We start from the raw sequence: 18,134 nt of genomic DNA on the forward strand, positions 1-18,134 counted from the left end.
CATGACCACCGCACAACCCCTGCGGGTCGGCATGGTGGGCTACGCCTTCATGGGTGCAGCCCACTCCCACGCCTGGCGGACCGCACCCCGGTTTTTCGACCTGCCCCTGCAGCCCCAGCTGACCGCGGTCGCGGGCAGGAATGCCGAGGGCGTCCGTGCCGCGGCAGACAAGCTCGGCTGGGAATCGGTTGAAACGGACTGGCGCCGCCTGATCGAGCGCGACGACATCGACCTCATCGATATCTGCACGCCCGGCGACACGCACGCCGATATTGCCATCGCCGCCCTGGAAGCCGGCAAGCACGTGCTGTGCGAGAAGCCGCTGGCCAACTCCGTCGAGGAAGCCGAACGGATGACGCTCGCCGCGGAAACCGCTGCGAAGAACGGCGTCTTCTCGATGTGCGGCTTCAGCTACCGCCGAACTCCGGCACTGGCGCTGGCCAAGCGGTTCGTGGAACAGGGCAGGCTGGGCGACATCCGCCATGTCAGGGCCCAATACCTGCAGGACTGGCTCACCGATGCCAACGCCCCCATGACCTGGCGGCTGGACAAGAGCAAGTCCGGATCCGGCTCCCTGGGTGACATCGGAGCACACAGCATCGACGCCGCGCAGTGGGTCACGGGCCTGAACATCAGCGGGGTCTCGGCACTGCTGGAGACCTTTGTGCAGGAACGCCCGCTGGCCGGCGACCTGGTGGGCCTCGGCGGGCACGGCGACCTCAGCAGTGATGCTCCGCGCGGAAAAGTCACGGTTGATGACGCGGCAATCTTCACTGCCAGGTTCGACGGCGGCACGGCTTCGGGTGCGATCGGCGTCTTTGAAGCCACGCGGTACGCCCTGGGCAGGAAGAACGCCATGCGGCTGGAAGTCAACGGCACCAAGGGTTCCCTCGCCTTCGATTTCGAGGACATGAACGTCCTGTCCTTCTACGACGCCGCCGAATCCCCCGACGCCGGGTTCCGGAAGATCTTCGTCACCGAGCCCGAGCACCCCTACGTCGGAAACTGGTGGCCCACCGGCCACGGCCTGGGGTATGAGCACGGCTTCACCCACCAGGTGGTGGACCTCGTCACGGCCATCGGCGAAGCCCGCCAGCCGGAACCGTCCTTCGCGGACGCCCTGCAGGTGCAGCGGGTCCTGGCCGCCGTGGAGTCCAGTGCCGCAAATTCCAGCCAGTGGCAAAAAGTCTGAGCGGCAGTTCGGCACGGCATTGACCAGCTTCAAGCGATCCAAGGAATAGACATGACACGACCAATCACGCTGTTTACCGGCCAGTGGGCCGACCTGCCCTTCGAGGAAGTGGCGCGGCTCGCGGGCGAGTGGGGCTTCGACGGGTTGGAGATCGCCTGCTGGGGCGACCATCTGGATCCGCACCGCGCGGCCGAGGATGACAACTACCTCCAGGGCCGGCTGGACATCCTCGAAAAGAACAACCTGAAGGTGTTCGCCATCGCCAACCACCTGACCGGACAGGCAGTGTGTGACGACCCCATCGACGAACGCCACCAGGGCATCCTGTCAGCGGACGTCTGGGGCGACGGCGAGCCCGAAGGCGTACGCCGCCGGGCAGCGGAAGCCATGAAGGACACCGCCAGGGCTGCTGCCCGCCTCGGGGTGAAGACCGTCACCGGCTTCACCGGCTCCTCCATCTGGAAGGCGGTGGCCATGTTCCCGCCCGCCTCCCAGGAAATGATTGACGCCGGCTACCAGGACTTCGCAGACCGCTGGAACCCCATTCTCGACGTCTTCGACGAAGTGGGTGTCCGGTTCGCCCTCGAAGTCCACCCGTCCGAAATTGCCTACGACTACTGGACCGCCAAGCGCACCCTCGAAGCCATCGGCCACCGGGAAAACTTCGGCCTGAACTTCGACCCTTCCCACTTCATCTGGCAGGACCTGGACCCCGTGATGTTCCTGCAGGACTTCGCAGACAGGATTTTCCACGTCCACGTCAAGGAATCCATCCGCCAGCTCGACGGCCGCAACGGCCGCCTGGGCTCGCACCTGGCCTGGGCCGACCCCCGGCGCGGCTGGGATTTCGTCACGGCAGGGCACGGGGACGTGCAGTGGAACCGGATCTTCCGGACCCTGAACGCCATCGGCTACGAGGGCCCCACCAGCATCGAGTGGGAGGACGCCGGCATGGACCGGCTCATCGGCGCCCCGCAGGCGCTGGCCATGGTCCAGCACCTGGCCCGGATCGCCCCGCCGGCAGCAGCCTTCGACGCCGCCTTCGCCAGCCGCTGACCCCACGCCTTGCCGGCAAGAGCCGGCAGCCAACCAAAGGAAACTCCAATGACAGAACGCAAGAACGCCCTGGTGGTCCGCGGCGGCTGGGACGGCCACCAGCCCTACGAGGCCACAGAGCTCTTCATCCCCTACCTCAAGGACAACGGCTACGACGTCCGGGTGGAGGAATCCCCCAAGGTCTACGCCGATGCTGCCTACATGGCAGGGGTGGACCTCATCATGCAGTGCATGACCATGACCACCATCGAAAAGGACGAATTCGCCGGACTGCGGGCAGCCGTGGAGAACGGCACCGGCCTGGCCGGCTGGCACGGCGGGATTGCCGATTCCTACCGGAACACCTCCGACTACCTGCACCTGATCGGCGGCCAGTTCGCCTGCCACCCCGGCAAGCACCCGGACGAGTGCATCGGTGAGCAGTCGGACAACTACGTGCCCTACACCGTCAACATGCTGCCGGCCGCCGCCGACCACCCCATCACCAAGGGCATCAAGGACTTCGACCTGGTCACCGAGCAGTACTGGGTCCTCTCTGACGATTACATCGACGTCCTGGCCACCACCACCCAAAAAGTCCGCGAGTGGGACCCCTGGAACCGCGAAGTGACATCCCCCGCCATCTGGACCCGCCAGTGGGGCAAAGGCCGGATCTTCGTGTCCACCCCCGGGCACCGCGTGGAAATCCTCCAGGACCGGAACGTACGCACCATCATCGAAAGGGGCCTGCTGTGGGCAAGCCGTTGAAAGTCGGAATCGTTGGCTGCGGAGCCATCATCGCGCAGTACCTCACCAACTTCCGCCGCCTGGACCAGATCCAGCTGGTGGCCGTGGCGGACCTGGATCCGGCACGTGCGCAGGCAGTTGCGGATGACTACGACGGCGTCCGCGCCGTCACGGTGGAGGAACTGCTCTCCGCGGAGGACGTGGACCTGGTCCTGAACCTGACCATCCCTGCCGCCCACGCGGAGGTGGCGCTGAAGGCGATCGCCGCAGGAAAGAGCGTCTACGGCGAAAAGCCCTTGGCTGCCACCACCGAAGAAGCACGCCGGGTGCTGGAGGCGGCGCGGGAGGCAGGTGTCGTCGTCGGCTGTGCACCTGACACCGTGCTGGGCACCGGCATCCAGACCGCCCGCAAAGCCATCGATGACGGACTGATCGGCGCACCCATCTCGGCGTCCGCCACCATGGTGACGCCGGGCCACGAGCGCTGGCACCCCAACCCGGACTTCTACTACCAGCCCGGCGGCGGCCCCCTCCTGGACATGGGCCCCTACTACGTCACGGCACTCGTGACGCTGCTGGGCCCCGTGGTGTCGGTGATGGGTGCCGCCAGCCACACCCGGAATGAGCGGACCATCGGCTCGGGGCCCCGCCAGGGCGAAAAGGTACCCGTGAACATCGATTCCCACGTCACCGGCGTCCTGGTCCACGCATCCGGCGCGCTCTCCACGCTCTTCATGAGCTTCGATGCCGTGAAGTCCAAATCCCCCAACATCGAGATCCACGGTGAGCGCGGCTCCCTGGTGGTACCGGACCCCAACCACTTCGACGGCGACGTCCAGCTGTTTTCCCTGGGCGCCGAGGACTGGGAAACCCTGCCAGTGTCCGCCGGCTACGTTGATTCCGGCCGCGGGTTCGGCATCGCGGACCTGGCCGCCACCCCGCAGGGCAAGGAGCCCCGGGCTGGCGGGGCCTTGGCCTACCACGCCCTGGAGGTCATGGAATCCGTCCTGGAATCCGCACACAAGGGCACGGCGGTGGCCATCCAAAGCACCGTTGAGCGGCCTGACAGCGTGGAGCTGACGGTCCTGGCTGAGCAGGCAGACGCGCTCCAGTCCAAGTAGGCCGGTGTCCGGAACCGCGCCGCCGAAGCAGCAGGGCTAGTGCAGCCGATCGCTGCGGGCGGCGCGGTTCCTGCCCTGGGACTTGGCCCTGTATAAAGCCGCGTCCGCCGAGGCGACCAGGTCATCCGCATCGTAAGTTCCGTCGTCGTACGTGGAAATCCCGTAACTCGCGGTGGGCATCTCCATGCCATCCGGTGCTTTCGCGCCGGCCAGGCGCCTGCTGATTTCCTCCGCGATCGTCTCTGCCCGTTCCGCGCTTGCCCCCGGAACCAGGATGACGAACTCCTCCCCGCCATACCGCCCGATCAGGTCAGTGGAGCGGACAGTTGCCACGCAGGCGTCGGCGAAGGCCTGAAGCGCCAGGTCCCCGGCGGCATGGCCGTACGTATCGTTGACCGCTTTGAAGTGATCCAGGTCGGCAAGGATCAGGGCTCCCGAGCCGCCCGTGATGCTGCGGTCGGCAAGCTGTTCTGCAGCAAGGTCCATGAAGGCCTTGCGGTTTAAAAGCCCCGTGAGGTCGTCCCGGGTGGCCACCACGCGCAGGGCACGTGTCTGCTGTTCACTGCTCAACGCCGCCATGCTGAAGGAAACCACCACCAGCAACACCATGGTGACCAGCGTGGTGATGGCCGATCCAAAGACATTAACGAACACGGGGCCATCCTGGCCCTCCGCCAGGAATGCCAGCCAGCGGAAGAAATAATAAACGGAAAGTCCGCCCGCAGCCACCGCCATGGGGATGCGCACCCGTGAATACCCCGGTTCAAGGCGCCACAGTTCACGGGACGCCAGGCCAACGGTCAAGCTCATCGCGGCCAGGAAGACGGGACCGCCGGACCAGGTGTTCGTAGCGGGATGGTCAAGCAGGGAGGCCACCAGGGTGATCAGCGGAATACCCGTGAAGGCCCACTTGGGCGGCCGCACGGTCCGCAGCGAACGTGCCCCCGCCCACACCGCGACCCCGCCGTGGACCAGCAAGGTGTTCCCCACCGGGTTGGCCCACCACTGGTGGGGCGTGCCATCGAGGAGGAAACAGGCCGATCCCGACAGGAAGAACAGCAGGGCGCCGCACCACCAGGCGCTGTACGGCGAGCGCGTCACCCGGTAGGCGGAAAAGTAGAACAGAACCACCAGCACCAGGGCCATCAGGCCAAAAGCGATGCGCAGGGTTGCCGTATCCAGAACCATGTGCCAGAAGTCCCCCCAAACGCGGCGATTGCTGCTCACGCAAGTATTGCATTTCACACAGACACTGCAGAAGCTTCCGTACCCCTGATCGCGACCTTCGAAACTCGCCTAGGGTGGTGCTTAGCCACCGGACCACGAAAGGCCGCCATGCTTCTTCTCTTTGGGTTCAAGACCGTGCACAAGGCCCTGCCGGGACGGACCGCTACCTGCCCGCACTGCGGCGCCTTCATCCACCACCTCCTTGAGGAGCAGGCCACCAGGTTCACGCTGTTCTTCATCCCGGTGCTTACCGTGTCCCGGAAATACCGGATCACCTGCACCAACTGCGGCTACGTCTCGTCCATCAGCGCCCGCCAGAAGCGTGCGCTGGAGCTGCGGCGGTAGGGACGGCCGTTCCGGAAGTCAGCGGCCCAGTTCCGGAAGCCGCAGCAGGGCAACCGCGCCCGCTGCCACCAGGACGGCTGCGGCGGCGCTGATTCCCGAATACCCGGTCATGCCCATGACCGGCCCTGCGGCCGCGCTGCCCAGCGCTGCCGCGAGAGACATGGCGGCGTCCGAAAAACCCTGGGCAGGGATCCGCTGGGAGGGTGCCAAGGCAGCGACGAGCAGCGTGGATCCGGCCACGGTGGTGGCGGACCAGCCCAGGCCCAGCAGGACCAGCCCGATGGTCACGGCCGCTGGATACTCCGGTGCCAATCCCGTGAGTGCCAGTGCGGCCGTAAGGGTTGCCAGACCCGCCAGCACCATCCGGGCGGGCCCCATTCTGTCCGTGAGCCACCCCACCAGCGGCGACAGGGCGTACATCCCCGCGATGTGCAGGGAGATGGTCAGCCCGATCAGCGCGATGGTGTCCGGGTGGCCCGCGGCCGCTCCGGCCTGGTGCTGCATGTGCAGCGGGGTCATCGACATCACCGCCACCATCACAGCGTGCGCGGCCACCACGGCCACCACCGCCCCGCGGGTGGTGCGGTTCTCCCGCACGATGCGCCATCCGGCCTGCAGGGCGCCCCGGCGCCGGACACTGCCGGAATCAGCACCATCCGTGGTGCGGCGGGTCAGCAGCGGGTCGGGCCGGAGGAAGAGCCACACAATCGAAGCACCGATGACCATGCCGGCCGCCGAGATGAGGAACGGCCCTGCTGCGGCAGGAATGCCCAGCCAACCGGCCAGCACCGCGCCGGGACCTACCATGTTGGGTCCGGCTACTGCCCCGACGGTGATGGCCCACACCACCAGGGAAAGGTCACGTCCGCGGTGCGCGGGTTCGGCCAGGTCCGTCACCGCGAAGCGGGCCTGGAGGTTCACTGCCGAAGCCACGCCTACCAGGAAGGCACCGGCGAGCAGCAGGAGGAAGAACCCCGTGATCACGGCGCCCACCATCAGGGCGGTACCGGCAATCGCAGCGACAAGCCCTGAAGTTAGGGCAAAACGGCGGCCGCGGGAGAGCGCCAGTTGCGCCAGCGGTATGGCTGTCACTGCCGTTCCCAGCGTCAGGAACGTGTTGACTGAGCCTGCCCAGGCCTCGGAGCCTGACAAATCCACGGCCAGGATAGAACCCAAGGCCAGCGTGGAGCCGTTGCCCAGCCCGGAAAAGATTTGGGCGGACACCAGCGTCCTGCGCATGCGGGACTGCAGGGACCGAGTGGTTTCGGAGGAGGTGGTCAAAAATCTGGCTCCTGGTCAGGAAAACGTGGGGTGTGGCAGGACCCTCTGGGGCAGCCCGCCGTCATGCCCAGTGTGGTGTCATGGGTTTATGCAGTTCAACCATGACAATATGTCCGGCGTCCGGGTGGCGGAAGCACTGGTCAACATGCTGGGCGGCAGAGGCTGGGACGAAGGTGCACTGGAGGACCTTTTGGCGGACCACCTTTTCCACAATCCGCAGGTGGGCGCGAAGGAGGAAGCGCTCCTGCAGGAGTGGACAGTACGCCTGCGCGCTGTCTTTGAGTCGGACAGCGAGGGGGACCGCTGTGCCGCGGTGAACTCGTTGCTCGAACAGGGGGTCAAGCGTGTGTTCCTGACGGTCCACGACGGACTGGGCCCACACCTTCACTTTGCTGAAACCAGCGACAGCCTCGTTGAGCGCGTGCGCGCCCTCACCGCGGGTGGATTGGCCCTCTTCGTCACGGAGGCAGCGGGAGGCCGGCTGGGTACCTGCGCCAGGGATGGCTGCCCGAAGGTTTACGCCGACACCAGCCGTGGCGGACGCCGTGCCTACTGCTCCGCCCGGTGCGGCAACGGCGATGCCGTGATGCGTTACCGCGAGCGCGGGCGCCCCGCAGGCCGTCTTTAGGAGACAGCCGTTAGGCCTGGTCCCCGACGGCGGCGGGCGCTAAAGTGGGACCCGTTCAGACCCTGCCGTCCCCGGCAGGAGGACGGTGAACCAGCGAGGGAATGGAGGTGGTTTTGATGACTGCAGTTGCCGCGCGCCCAGAGCGCTCCGCACCCATCACATCATCCATCCTCCCGGCTGCACCCGCCTGACCTGTCGGCAGTTGCCAGCAGCGGCGCTGTTGCACCGGGGACCCCGCAAGGAAACCACAGTGCACAATTCTTCAGGCAACCCCCTGGACAACACCCCAAGTACCACCCAACCAACCGGCGGCCCCTGCGCTTACGGCTACATCCACGCCGTCGCCCGCCATTTCGACCAGTACCCCTGCCCCGGCGCCACGGAACGCGGACGGGTGGTCCGCGTGGACCGCACCCTGCTGCTGGTCGCGGTCGAGGACGGCCTGCTCCACCTGCCGTATCCGCTGTCCGGGGAGCCCGCCGTCACCGGCGACTGGGTTTGGATCGGCCCCAACCGGGCCGGTGACCGCCAGATCCTGGCAGTGCTTCCCCGCCGCTCGGAGCTCAGCCGCAAACGCGCGTTCGAGGATTCCTCCGAGGAACAGGTCCTGGCCGCGAACATGGACACCGTGGGGGTGGTGGTGCCCGTGGACCGGCCGCTCACGCACAACCGGCTGGAACGCACCCTCGTTGCCGCCTGGGACTCCGGGGCCACCCCGCTGGTGATTGTCACCAAGGCGGACCTGGCTGATGTGGCGGACGACGTCGTCGGGAAGGTCATCCTGCAGGCGGCAGGTGTGGAGGTGGTCACCACGTCCGCTGAAAACGGCGACGGGATCGACGAGCTGATGTCCCGCATCCAGCCCGGCGGCACCATCGTGCTCCTGGGTCCGTCCGGCGCGGGCAAGTCCACCTTGATCAATGCGCTGGTGGGCCGCGAGGTCCAGCAGACCGGGGAGGTACGGTCCGGGGATTTCAAGGGCAAGCACACCACCACCGCCCGCGAGCTGGTGCCGCTGTCCAACGGCACGGTGTTGATGGACACGCCCGGTGTGCGGGGTTTCGGTTTGTTCGACGCCGGCGAAGGCCTGGGCGGGATGTTCGGCGATGTGGAGGAACTGGCCGCCGGCTGCCGCTTCGCGGACTGCGGCCACGGCGGTGAGCCCGGCTGCGCGGTGCGGGAAGCGATTGACGGCGGCGTTTTGGAGGAACGGCGCTGGAACTCCTACCTGAAGATGCAGCGCGAACTGGCCTCGCTGGCACGCCGCTCCGACGTCGCCGCCCAGCGCGCCTACCACCGGGAGTGGCACCAGAAGGTGGTGTCCGCCGGAAAATCGCAGCGCTGGGCGGAACGCGAGGCCTCCGAACGCCAAGGCCGGACCGCGGGGAAGGACCGTAAGCGGAAGCGGTAGGAGACCGTATTCCCGCGTGGGGGCGGGGAGTAGGGTTCGGTCATGGACATCATCCTGGTTCCCGGTTTCTGGTTGGACGCGTCATCCTGGGAGGCGGTGACCCCTCTCCTGGAGGCGGCAGGGCACCGCCCCCACCCCCTCACCCTCCCGGGAAAGGAATCCGTGGACGCCGCCAGGGCGGGCATCAATCTGCAGGACCACATCGACGCGGTGGTGGAGGTCCTGGACGGCCTCTCCGGCAAGGTGGTCCTGGTGGGCCATTCCGGCGGCGGTGCCATCATCCACGGCGTGGTGGATGCGCGGCCGGACAAGGTGGCGCGCGCCGTGTACGTGGACAGTGGACCACTCGGTGATGGGGGCGTCATCAATGACCAGTTGCCGGCCGTTGGAGACGAGGTGCCATTGCCGCCGTGGGGGAATTTCGACGACGCCGACCTGGTGGATCTCGATGACGGGCTTCGCCAGGCCTTCCGTGACCGCGCCATTCCGGAGCCCCGGGGCGTGGCATACGGCAAGCAGCAACTGCATGACGAACGCCGCTACGAGGTCCCCGCCACCGTGATCGCCTGCGAGTTCCCTTCCGCCATGATCCGGGAATGGATCGTGGCCGGGCACCCCTTCGTCGCCGAGCTGGCCAAGGTCCATGACGTGGAGTACATCGACCTGCCCACCGGGCACTGGCCGCAGTTCACCAAGCCGGAGCAGCTGGCACGGGCCATCCTGGCGGCCGTTGACCGGACCAATACCCGCAGGGTTCGAAAAACCCTTGCGTGCGGACGGCGCCGTCTCCATAATAAATGAATGGCATTCATTTATACGACAGCAGTCGGTGGCAGCGCCGCCCCTGACCATGCGGCCGTCAGTACCGCGTCCCACATGCCCGCCGAGTGGGAAGCCCACCAGCGGACCTGGATGGCCTTCCCGCCGCCAAATGAGACCTTCGGGCCGGTGGGAAGCTCCACCCTGGACCGGGCGCGGGCCGCCTGGACCACGGTGGCCCGGACCATTGCAAGGTACGAGCCCGTTACGGTCGTCGCCGATCCGCGCGATGCCACCGCCGCGCGGGAATGGCTCGGCCAGGGCATCGACGTCCTGGCCGTTCCGCTGGACGACGCCTGGCTGCGGGACAGCGGCCCCACCTTCGTTCATGCGGCGGACGGTTCCCTTGCCGCGGTCGACTGGATCTTCAATGGCTGGGGCGCGCAGGATTGGGCTGCCTGGGCCAAGGACCAGGACGTGGCCCGGAGCGTGGCAGCCGGCACCAACGTGCCAGTCAGGCGAAGCTCCCTGGTAAACGAGGGCGGCGGATTCCATGTGGACGGTGAAGGCACGGTACTGCTGACCGAAACGGTCCAGCTCGATCCCGGCCGCAACCCCGGCGCCACCAAAGAATCCGTCGAGGCAGAAGTCCATGCAGCCCTGGGCACCACCAAGGCCATCTGGCTTCCGCGCGGACTCACCAGGGACTATGACGAGTTCGGCACCCGCGGCCACGTAGACATCGTGGCCGCCTTTGCCGGCCCGGGAACCATCCTGCTCCACCGCCAGGACGACCCCGCCCACCCGGACCATGCCGTCTATCTGCAGCTGAAGGCAGTCCTTGCCGGGCAACTGGACGCCCAGGGCCGGCCGCTGCGCATCATCGATGTCCCGGCCCCCACCACGCTCAAGGATGACGAGGGCTGGGTGGACTGGTCCTACATCAACCACTACGTGGCCAACAACGTGGTGGTGCTCTGCGGCTTCAACGATCCCAACGACACCATCGCCGCCGGCATCCTGGCGCGCGCCTACCCCGGACGCACCGTGCAACTGGTGGATGCCCGGGACATCTTCGCCTTCGGCGGCGGCATCCACTGCATCACCCAGCAGCAGCCGGCCCTGCGCAAAGGCGATGCAGCATGAAGCAGGCGCAGGCCACTCGTCCACCGGCCGCTGCGGGGACCTTCGACGTGGTGGAGGCCGGCATCAGCCAGCTCCGGGCGGCCCTTGACGCGGGTGTGGTCACCAGTGAAGGCCTGGTCCGCCTCTACCTGGCGCGCATCGAGAAGTATGACTCATCAGGAATACGTTTGAACTCGCTCGTCGTGATGAACCCGGAGGCCATCGCCGAGGCGCAGGAATCGGATCGCCGCCGTGCCGCCGGGTACACTCTCGGCCCGCTGGACGGCATCCCCTACACCGCAAAGGACAGCTACCAGGTCAAAGGCCTTACCGTGGCTGCCGGTTCACCCGCTTTCAAGGACCTGGTGGCGCAGCGCGACGCCTTCACCATCGAGCGGCTGCGGGCCGGGGGCGCCGTCCTGATCGGACTGACCAACATGCCGCCCATGGCCAACGGAGGTATGCAGCGCGGGGTATACGGCCGCGCCGAGAGTCCCTACAGCGCGGACTTCCTCACCGCGGCCTTCGCGTCCGGTTCATCCAACGGGTCCGGAACGGCGACGGCCGCCAGCTTCGCAGCCTTCGGACTGGCGGAGGAGACCTGGTCCTCAGGCCGGGCGCCGGCGTCGAACAATGCCCTTTGCGCCTATACGCCCTCCCGCGGCGTCATCTCCGTGCGCGGGAACTGGCCCCTGGTGCCCACCATGGATGTAGTGGTTCCGCATACCCGCACTATGACCGACCTGCTGGAGGTCCTGGATGTGGTGGTGGCGGACGACGTCGAACCACGCGGTGACTTCTGGCGTGTCCAGCCCTGGATCCGGGTGCCCAAGGCATCCACCGTCCGGCCGGCGTCGTACCTTGACCTCACCGTTACGGACGCCGCCGCGGCGGCAGGCGTACTCGCAGGAAAGCGACTGGGCGTGCCCCGCATGTACATCAACGCGGACCCGGAAGCCGGCACTGCCGAAGCGCCAGGCATCGGCGGGCCCACAGGGCAGCGGATTGAAACCCGCGCGTCCATCGTGGAGCTGTGGAACGCGGCCCGCCGCGACCTGGAAGCCGCAGGCGCCGACGTGGCGGAGGTGGACTTCCCCGTGGTCTCCAACTACGAAGGCGACCGGCCCGGCGCGCCCACCATCGCCACCCGGGGGCTGGTGTCCCCGGAATACCTGCGCCGGGAAATCGTGGACCTGTCGGCCTGGGCGTGGAATGACTTCCTGGACGCCAACGGCGACCCGCAGCTGAACCGCCTTGCCGACGTCGACGGTGCCGCCATCTTCCCGGCCCCGAACGGCGCCCTTCCGGACCGCTACGACGGCTTCGATGACGACATCAGCGACTATCCCGGCTGGATCCGCGGGCACGGCGTGCCCGTCCTGGCCGACATTCCGCACCTGCCCGGGGGCCTGCCAGGCTTGGAGGAAACCCGCCGGGTGGACCTGGAGGAATGGATGGACCAGCTGGGCCTGGACGCCGTGGTGTTCCCGGCGGCAGCCGATGTTGCCCCGGCAGACGCGGACACCAATCCCGCCTCGGCGGACACCGCCTGGCGCAACGGTGTGTGGGTGGCCAACGGGAACCTGGTCCCCCGGCACCTTGGCATACCCACGGTCACGGTCCCCATGGGCATCGCGGCGGACATCGCCATGCCGGTGGGCCTCACCATCGCCGGCAAGGCCTATAGTGATACCGCCCTGCTCCGGCTCGCCGCGGCCATCGAAGCCACCGGGAGCCGCCGCATGCCCCCGCCCCGCACCACCACACCCTGCAACGAAAGAAGCTCCTGACTGGACGGCTTCGGTGTCCGCCTGCCTTCGGCCCTGCCCGCGGCGGCTGGAGGCAGGCGGATCACGACCACGCCACATCCCCGCCCACCCAGCGGAAGCGCCTTGACAGCCTCGATTGTTAGCGCTGACAGTGGGAGGAAACCGATGCCAAGCGAAAGCCACTCGATGAAGAACTGGGCAGGAAACCTCGAATACTCCTCCACGGATGTCAGGCGGCCGGAATCCGTAGCGGAACTGGCATCCATCGTGGCCGCTTCGCCGCGGATCAAGGCCCTGGGGTCGCGGCACTCGTTCAACCGGGTAGCGGACACCGACGGCGTGCACGTGCTGCTCGATGCCCTGCCCCAGCAGGTGGAACTGGATTCCGGCCGCGGAACAGTGCGCGTCAGCGGGGGCGTGAGTTACGGGGCGCTCTGCCGGACGCTCCAAGAGGCCGGCCTTGCCATCCACAACCTTGCCTCGCTGCCGCACATCTCGGTGGCAGGCGCGGTCCAGACCGGCACGCACGGCTCCGGTGTGAACAACCCGTCCCTCGCCGGTGCCGTGGAGTCCATCGACCTGGTCCGGGCCTCCGGAGAGCAGGTCACGCTGACCAGGGATGACGGCGTTGAGTTCCTTGCAAGCGTGGTGGGCATTGGGGCCCTGGGCATTGTCACCGGGCTGGAACTGGCGGTGCGGCCCAGCTTCAGGATGCGCCAGCGGGTTCTGGAGGACTTGCCGTGGGACAACGCCCTGGGAGAATTCGCCGGCATCGTGTCCAGTGCCTACAGCGTGAGCCTCTTTACGGACTACGCGGGCAGCAGCATCAACCAGGTCTGGCTCAAAGCGCTCGACGGCGAGGAGCCGCTTCCAAACCTGTTCGGGGCAACCGCCGCGCTGCATCCCCGGCACCCCCTCCCGGACATGTCAGCGGAGAACTGCACGGCCCAGTTGGACGAACCCGGGCTGTGGCTGGACCGGCTGCCGCACTTCCGGCACGAGTTCACCCCAAGCAACGGAGACGAACTCCAGAGCGAGTTCATCCTTCCCCTGGAGCAGGCCCCCGCCGCCCTCCAGGCAGTCCGTGCGCTGGCTGAGGACCTCTCGCCCCTGCTGTTCGTCTCGGAGATCCGCACCGGCGCCGCCGATGAGTTCTGGCTCAGCCCCTTCTACCGGCAGCAAAGCGCGGCGCTGCACTTCACGTGGAAGCCGCTGCAGCCTGAGGTGGAAGGCTTCCTCCCGGTCCTTGAGGAAGCCCTGCGGCCCTTTGGTGCCCGGCCGCACTGGGGCAAGCTGTTCACGCCGGAGGGTTATGACTGGGAGGCGTTGTACCCGCGTTTCGCCGATTTCCGTGCCTTTGCGGCCGGCCATGACCCCGAGGGCAAGTTCCGCAATGCCCTGCTGGACAGCATCCTCGGGGTGCCGGCACGCCGGTAGAAGCCGCCGGTACGCTGGAGGCATGACACTTCGCCCCGCCGCCGCCACTGCCTTTGCCGCCGCCCTGCTGCTGACGGGATGCGGCGCCGTGGGGGAAGCCGCAGGCACCGCGGCCAGCGACGCCGCCTCCAGGGCGGCCTCGGCCGCCGCGCAGGAAGTCAACCGGCAAATCTGCGCAGTGGTCAAGGACGGCCTGGTCAGCGCTGAAGACCGCCAGGCGCTGGCCGGCTTGGTTTCGGCCGCGCGGACGGCAGGGGTTCCTGCAGAGATCACGACGCCGTTGGGCCGGATTGCGGAGGCCGGGGACCAGGTGCCGGCAGACTCCGTCCGGGCCCTGCAGGACGCCTGCAGCGGCTGACCGGCAAGGGGCCGGAAGGCCCTTCAGCGCCCGGATCGCCGCTGCTACGGTGAAATGACGAACCAGTAAGCCTGTGGCAGTACGCCACGCGCGAAGGAGATCGTCATGGCAGAACGCGGCAAAACCACCTCGGCCCCACGCATCGGGGAGGAGGAAGAATGACCACGAACCTGCAGAAATATGCCGATCTCTACCGCACTCCCGGCCCCTGGTGCACGGCCTACGTGGACGCGGGAACCGGAACAGTGGACACCCTTGAAGCCGGGGATGTCAGGGCCGGAAATACACGCGCCCGGCTTGAAGCACAGGGGGCAACCTCCGCTGATATCGAGGCAATGGAACAGGCCCTCCAGCCGGCCGCCGGGATTCCCTCCCCCGTGGCACGCTTCGTCCTGGTCCACGCAGGGAAGGCCGTAGTCAATGAGGTGCTTCCCGGCGATCCCGTCCTGCCGGAGCGGCTCGCAGTGGAGCCCGTCCCGGACCTGCTGCCGCTGGTCAAGCACCGGCCCGAAGACCTTGCCTACGTGGTGGCGGAGGTAAGCCGGGAACACGGCGAAATCCGGCTGTACCGGGCCGGGGCCAGGGTTCCCGCCATTGTGCAGGACGTGGAAGGCGAATCCGAACACGTGCACAAGTTCCATGGCGGGGGCTGGTCCGAACTGCGGTTCCAGCACCATACCGAGGACGTCTGGCGCCGTAACGCCGACGAAGTGGCAGGCGAAATCGACAGGGTGGCCAGGGCCAGCGGCGCCCGGCTCATCGTGCTCGCCGGTGACATCCGTGCCAGGGGCTTGGTCAAGGACAACCTCTCCGAAGCCGGCAGGGCATTGGTGTCGGAGGTGGAGTCCCACACCCATACCGCCGGGGCTGGCAGCGCCAACCTGGAGGACCACGTCAACCAGCACGTTGCTGAACTGTGGGCGGAGGAGCAGCAAGCCGTCATGGACAGGCTGGCCGTCCAGGAGGGCCAGGCCAATCCGGAGGCAGCGCACGGCATCGGAGCGGTTGTGCATGCACTCCAGCAGGCGCAGGCGGACGTCCTGATCTTTGATGATGCCGCCTTGTCCGGACGGACCCTGCTGGCCCTGGATGCGGAACCGTGGGTTGCCACAGCCAGGGAAGAAGCCCTGACTGCCGGCATCCTGGGAGAAGTGCCGGCCCCTGCGGCGCTGCTTCGCGCGGCCGCCCTTACCGACGCACGCGTTCTCCTGGTTCCGGGACCGGTCCTGCCGAAGGGCGTGCATATCGCGGCACTTCTGCGCTGGTCCTCGGGACCGGACGTCCCGTCGTCGTAAGCCCTGCTGCCTGTCCGCCCGGAAACCAGCGATTGGAAGGTGCACCATGAGCACTGCAGATGAGAATCCGGATAAGGCGCTGGACAGCGTCATGGTTCCGGAAGAGGATGCGCTGCCCAACCCCACGCGCACTGGGCATGGCAAGATGCCCGAAGAAATTGACGACGACGATTACCAAAAGGCAGTCGAGCAGGAACGGGTTGCCGCGGGGCTGGCTGACTACGCCCCGGCCGACGTTCCATCGGCCACGGATCCGTTGCCGCCGGAGGCATCCGATGCCGCAGACCTTGCGCAACGGGGCCTGCTGGAGGAGGAAGAAGACAAGGAGTAGGAAAAGGCGGTGCCGGTACTAACGCGCCGCCACCGCTTCCTGAGGAACCGCCTCCGGCTCCCTGCCGGCCCTGTCAGTTTTGGTGTGGCTGTTCCCAGCCACGCATTCCGGCTGCCCGCCCGGTCTGGGGCCGGTGCCCGGCCCGGTGTTCCGGCGGAGCAAACGGAACGACGCCGCTATCGCGGTGGAGTGGGACGGCACGGACGAACTTGGTGAGTTCCTCCCGGAGTTCCTTCCAGCCGATGTCCGGATCGTCCGGATAGGCGTTGACCTCCGCTTGGCGCGCCGCCTCGACGGCGGCAACACCGGCGTCCGTCAGCTCCACTTTCAACTGCCGGCGGTCCGAGGCGTGCCGGGTCCTGGTGATGAGCCCCGTCCCCTCAAGCCGGGTAAGGACCCGGCCCAGTGTCTGGCTCTGGACCCTTATCGCATCGGCAAGCTGTTCCTGGTTCAGTGGGCCCCCCGTCAGGCCTTCCAGTGCAATAACTGCGGCACGGGTGAGGCCAAGGGGGGCCAGTGCATCGTCCTGGCGCCGCTGGATGAGCCGGGCCGCCAAAGTGATCAGGCGGTAGCTGCTCCGGGCGTCCGGATCGAGATTGCTGGTCATCGGCCGCGGCCTTCCTGTAGGTGGCGAAGTGCTGGTCACCCTGCGTCGCTACACCCCTACAATAAGCATGCTTAGCAACATATTCGCAAGTAGGCTTACTATCCAGCGGCCACCCAACGCTATCGCCAGGCGCCCCGCGACTTCGAAACTGCAGCACTGCCCCTTGCAATCCAAATGGGAAGTGTGCTTAGTATCTAATTAGTAACCCTGCTTACTAACTCGCCAGCATTGCTGGTTCTTGATCGCCAGCTAACCCTTTCTGAAAGAGAGCGAAGATGACAGAGAACCAATGGCCCCAGACCCCCCATACCGCCAACGATCCGGCCATCGCCGATCCGTATGGCGCAACGGAGGCAGCTCCCCGGCAGGCCTCCTACCCCACTACTTCGGGTGACACCTCCAAGACCCAGGCAGCCAAGGCGGAGGCGTCCAACGTTGCCGGTCAGGCCGCATCCGCTGCCCAGGGAGTAGCCCAGACGGCGAAGGAAGAAGCCGCGAACGTGGCGCATGAGGCGAAGGCCAATGCGCAGGACCTGTTGCACCAGGCAAAGTCCGGCCTCACCAGCCAGGCAGGCACCCAGCAGCAGAAGGCCGCGGAAGGCATCCGCAACATCTCCTCCCAGCTGCACAGCATGGCCAGCGCCCCGGACCAGCAGGGCATGGCCGGCGACCTGGTCCGTCAGGCGGCAGAGCGCACTTCCTCGATGGCTACCTGGCTGGAAAACCGGGAGCCGGGTGATCTCCTGAACGAGGTCCAGCGGTTCGCCCGCAACCGGCCCGGAACATTCCTGCTCCTCGCCGCCGGCGCCGGCGTCCTCGCCGGACGCCTCACCCGCGGCCTCACCGCAGGCGCCCCCGAATCACAGGCACAGGTCCGGGCTTCCGGCCAGCAGGGCTTGGGCCAGCACCGCGCCGTGCAGTCACCGCCCGTAGCGCCCCTGCACCCGGAGACCGTGTACGCAGCCGGAACTGATGACCTCTTCGCAGAGCCAACGATAGGCAGCGGGGCCCCGGTTTCCACCAGCACCCTGCCCTCGGGTACCGCCGAGGAGACCCCGCTTCGGTTTGATGACGACCCCTACCGGGCCGAAAACGGCGTCTACAACGACGACGAACCGTTCGGCAGCGAAGGCACCTCCGGCACCGGCCGTCACGGCACGGGTGGGCTGTGATGAGTAGCCAGATTCCGGAGCCGCCGCCCAGCGCGGCGCATGTGAAAGCGGACAACGCCTCTCTCGGTGACCTGCTCGGGGACGTAACCCGGGACCTGTCCACCCTGATGCGCCAGGAAGTGGAACTGGCCAAAGCCGAACTCAAACAATCCACCTCCCGCGCAGGAAAAGGCGCCGGCATGCTCGCCGGCGCCGGGATCGGCGGACACTTCGTCCTGCTCTTCCTCTCCCTGGCCCTGATGTGGGCCCTGGGCGCCATCATGCCCCTGGGCTGGTCCGCGCTGATCGTCGCCG

Annotated in this window: 19 protein-coding genes; 16 read left to right on the forward strand and 3 right to left on the reverse strand. The window is 67.2% G+C overall.

Going from position 1 to position 18,134, the window contains the following annotated elements; all coding sequences use genetic code 11:
• Position 1 precedes the first annotated feature (1 nt).
• The 4 genes from ACWRN3_RS16700 to ACWRN3_RS16715 are packed head-to-tail and all read left to right on the forward strand — an operon-like array spanning position 2 to position 4,095.
• Positions 2-1,192 carry a Gfo/Idh/MocA family protein gene (locus ACWRN3_RS16700; protein ID WP_324643658.1) on the forward strand — a complete coding sequence of 397 codons (1,191 nt, stop codon included), beginning with the start codon at positions 2-4 and terminating at the stop codon, positions 1,190-1,192.
• A 51-nt stretch (positions 1,193-1,243) separates the two neighbouring features.
• Positions 1,244-2,248: a sugar phosphate isomerase/epimerase family protein gene (locus tag ACWRN3_RS16705; protein ID WP_476741332.1), complete on the forward strand. Its 1,005-nt coding sequence runs from the start codon at positions 1,244-1,246 to the stop codon at positions 2,246-2,248.
• Between the two features lie 48 nt (positions 2,249-2,296).
• Positions 2,297-2,995, forward strand: a complete 699-nt coding sequence (locus tag ACWRN3_RS16710; protein ID WP_159634894.1) for a ThuA domain-containing protein — start codon at positions 2,297-2,299, stop codon at positions 2,993-2,995.
• On the forward strand, positions 2,980-4,095 hold the full coding sequence (locus ACWRN3_RS16715) for a Gfo/Idh/MocA family protein (protein WP_324643656.1): 1,116 nt from the start codon (positions 2,980-2,982) through the stop codon (positions 4,093-4,095). Before ACWRN3_RS16710 ends, ACWRN3_RS16715 begins: the two co-directional genes overlap by 16 nt.
• Before the next feature lie 36 nt (positions 4,096-4,131).
• Here the strand turns inward: ACWRN3_RS16715 and ACWRN3_RS16720 are convergent, their stop codons facing one another.
• Positions 4,132-5,283, reverse strand: coding sequence for a GGDEF domain-containing protein (locus ACWRN3_RS16720; RefSeq protein ID WP_476741343.1), 1,152 nt, complete (start codon positions 5,281-5,283; stop codon positions 4,132-4,134).
• Between the two features lie 147 nt (positions 5,284-5,430).
• Between ACWRN3_RS16720 and ACWRN3_RS16725 the strand changes: the two genes are divergently transcribed.
• A complete protein-coding gene (locus tag ACWRN3_RS16725) occupies positions 5,431-5,667 on the forward strand; it encodes a zinc-ribbon domain-containing protein (protein ID WP_324643655.1) in 237 nt (78 codons plus the stop codon).
• A gap of 18 nt (positions 5,668-5,685) precedes the next feature.
• On the opposite strand, the gene ACWRN3_RS16730 is transcribed toward ACWRN3_RS16725, so the two are convergent.
• A complete protein-coding gene (locus ACWRN3_RS16730; protein ID WP_476741333.1) occupies positions 5,686-6,948 on the reverse strand; it encodes an MFS transporter in 1,263 nt (420 codons plus the stop codon).
• Positions 6,949-7,036: 88 nt separating this feature from the next.
• Here ACWRN3_RS16730 and ACWRN3_RS16735 point away from each other — a divergent pair, with 88 nt between their 5' ends.
• The 9 genes from ACWRN3_RS16735 to ACWRN3_RS16775 all read left to right on the forward strand — a co-directional run bounded on the left by ACWRN3_RS16735 (position 7,037) and on the right by ACWRN3_RS16775 (position 16,061).
• Positions 7,037-7,576: a CGNR zinc finger domain-containing protein gene (locus tag ACWRN3_RS16735; RefSeq protein WP_476741334.1), complete on the forward strand. Its 540-nt coding sequence runs from the start codon at positions 7,037-7,039 to the stop codon at positions 7,574-7,576.
• A gap of 250 nt (positions 7,577-7,826) precedes the next feature.
• Positions 7,827-8,987: a ribosome small subunit-dependent GTPase A gene (gene rsgA, locus ACWRN3_RS16740; protein ID WP_476741335.1), complete on the forward strand. Its 1,161-nt coding sequence runs from the start codon at positions 7,827-7,829 to the stop codon at positions 8,985-8,987.
• Between the two features lie 42 nt (positions 8,988-9,029).
• Positions 9,030-9,788: an alpha/beta fold hydrolase gene (locus ACWRN3_RS16745; protein WP_476741336.1), complete on the forward strand. Its 759-nt coding sequence runs from the start codon at positions 9,030-9,032 to the stop codon at positions 9,786-9,788.
• A complete protein-coding gene (locus tag ACWRN3_RS16750; protein ID WP_476741337.1) occupies positions 9,789-10,892 on the forward strand; it encodes an agmatine deiminase family protein in 1,104 nt (367 codons plus the stop codon).
• Positions 10,889-12,661: an amidase gene (locus tag ACWRN3_RS16755; RefSeq protein ID WP_476741338.1), complete on the forward strand. Its 1,773-nt coding sequence runs from the start codon at positions 10,889-10,891 to the stop codon at positions 12,659-12,661. The genes ACWRN3_RS16750 and ACWRN3_RS16755 overlap by 4 nt, the downstream gene beginning before the upstream one ends.
• A 165-nt stretch (positions 12,662-12,826) precedes the next feature.
• Entirely contained in the window at positions 12,827-14,077 is a 1,251-nt protein-coding gene (locus ACWRN3_RS16760; RefSeq protein WP_476741344.1) for a D-arabinono-1,4-lactone oxidase, read from the forward strand.
• A gap of 22 nt (positions 14,078-14,099) precedes the next feature.
• Positions 14,100-14,435, forward strand: a complete 336-nt coding sequence (locus ACWRN3_RS16765; protein ID WP_255173868.1) for a hypothetical protein — start codon at positions 14,100-14,102, stop codon at positions 14,433-14,435.
• Between the two features lie 158 nt (positions 14,436-14,593).
• Positions 14,594-15,730 carry a baeRF2 domain-containing protein gene (locus tag ACWRN3_RS16770; RefSeq protein ID WP_255173867.1) on the forward strand — a complete coding sequence of 379 codons (1,137 nt, stop codon included), beginning with the start codon at positions 14,594-14,596 and terminating at the stop codon, positions 15,728-15,730.
• A 46-nt stretch (positions 15,731-15,776) separates the two neighbouring features.
• Positions 15,777-16,061, forward strand: coding sequence for a hypothetical protein (locus ACWRN3_RS16775; RefSeq protein ID WP_255173866.1), 285 nt, complete (start codon positions 15,777-15,779; stop codon positions 16,059-16,061).
• Between the two features lie 73 nt (positions 16,062-16,134).
• Here ACWRN3_RS16775 and ACWRN3_RS16780 read toward each other — a convergent pair whose 3' ends face one another.
• Complete coding sequence (locus ACWRN3_RS16780) at positions 16,135-16,668, reverse strand: MarR family winged helix-turn-helix transcriptional regulator (protein ID WP_255173865.1); 534 nt, start codon at positions 16,666-16,668, stop codon at positions 16,135-16,137.
• Between the two features lie 275 nt (positions 16,669-16,943).
• Here ACWRN3_RS16780 and ACWRN3_RS16785 point away from each other — a divergent pair, with 275 nt between their 5' ends.
• Positions 16,944-17,840 carry a hypothetical protein gene (locus ACWRN3_RS16785; RefSeq protein ID WP_324643649.1) on the forward strand — a complete coding sequence of 299 codons (897 nt, stop codon included), beginning with the start codon at positions 16,944-16,946 and terminating at the stop codon, positions 17,838-17,840.
• A partial coding sequence (locus ACWRN3_RS16790; protein ID WP_476741339.1) for a phage holin family protein occupies positions 17,840-18,134 on the forward strand: 295 nt, incomplete at its 3' end. The genes ACWRN3_RS16785 and ACWRN3_RS16790, both read left to right, overlap by 1 nt.

It is taken from the genome of Pseudarthrobacter sp. rb (genome assembly GCF_056389225.1).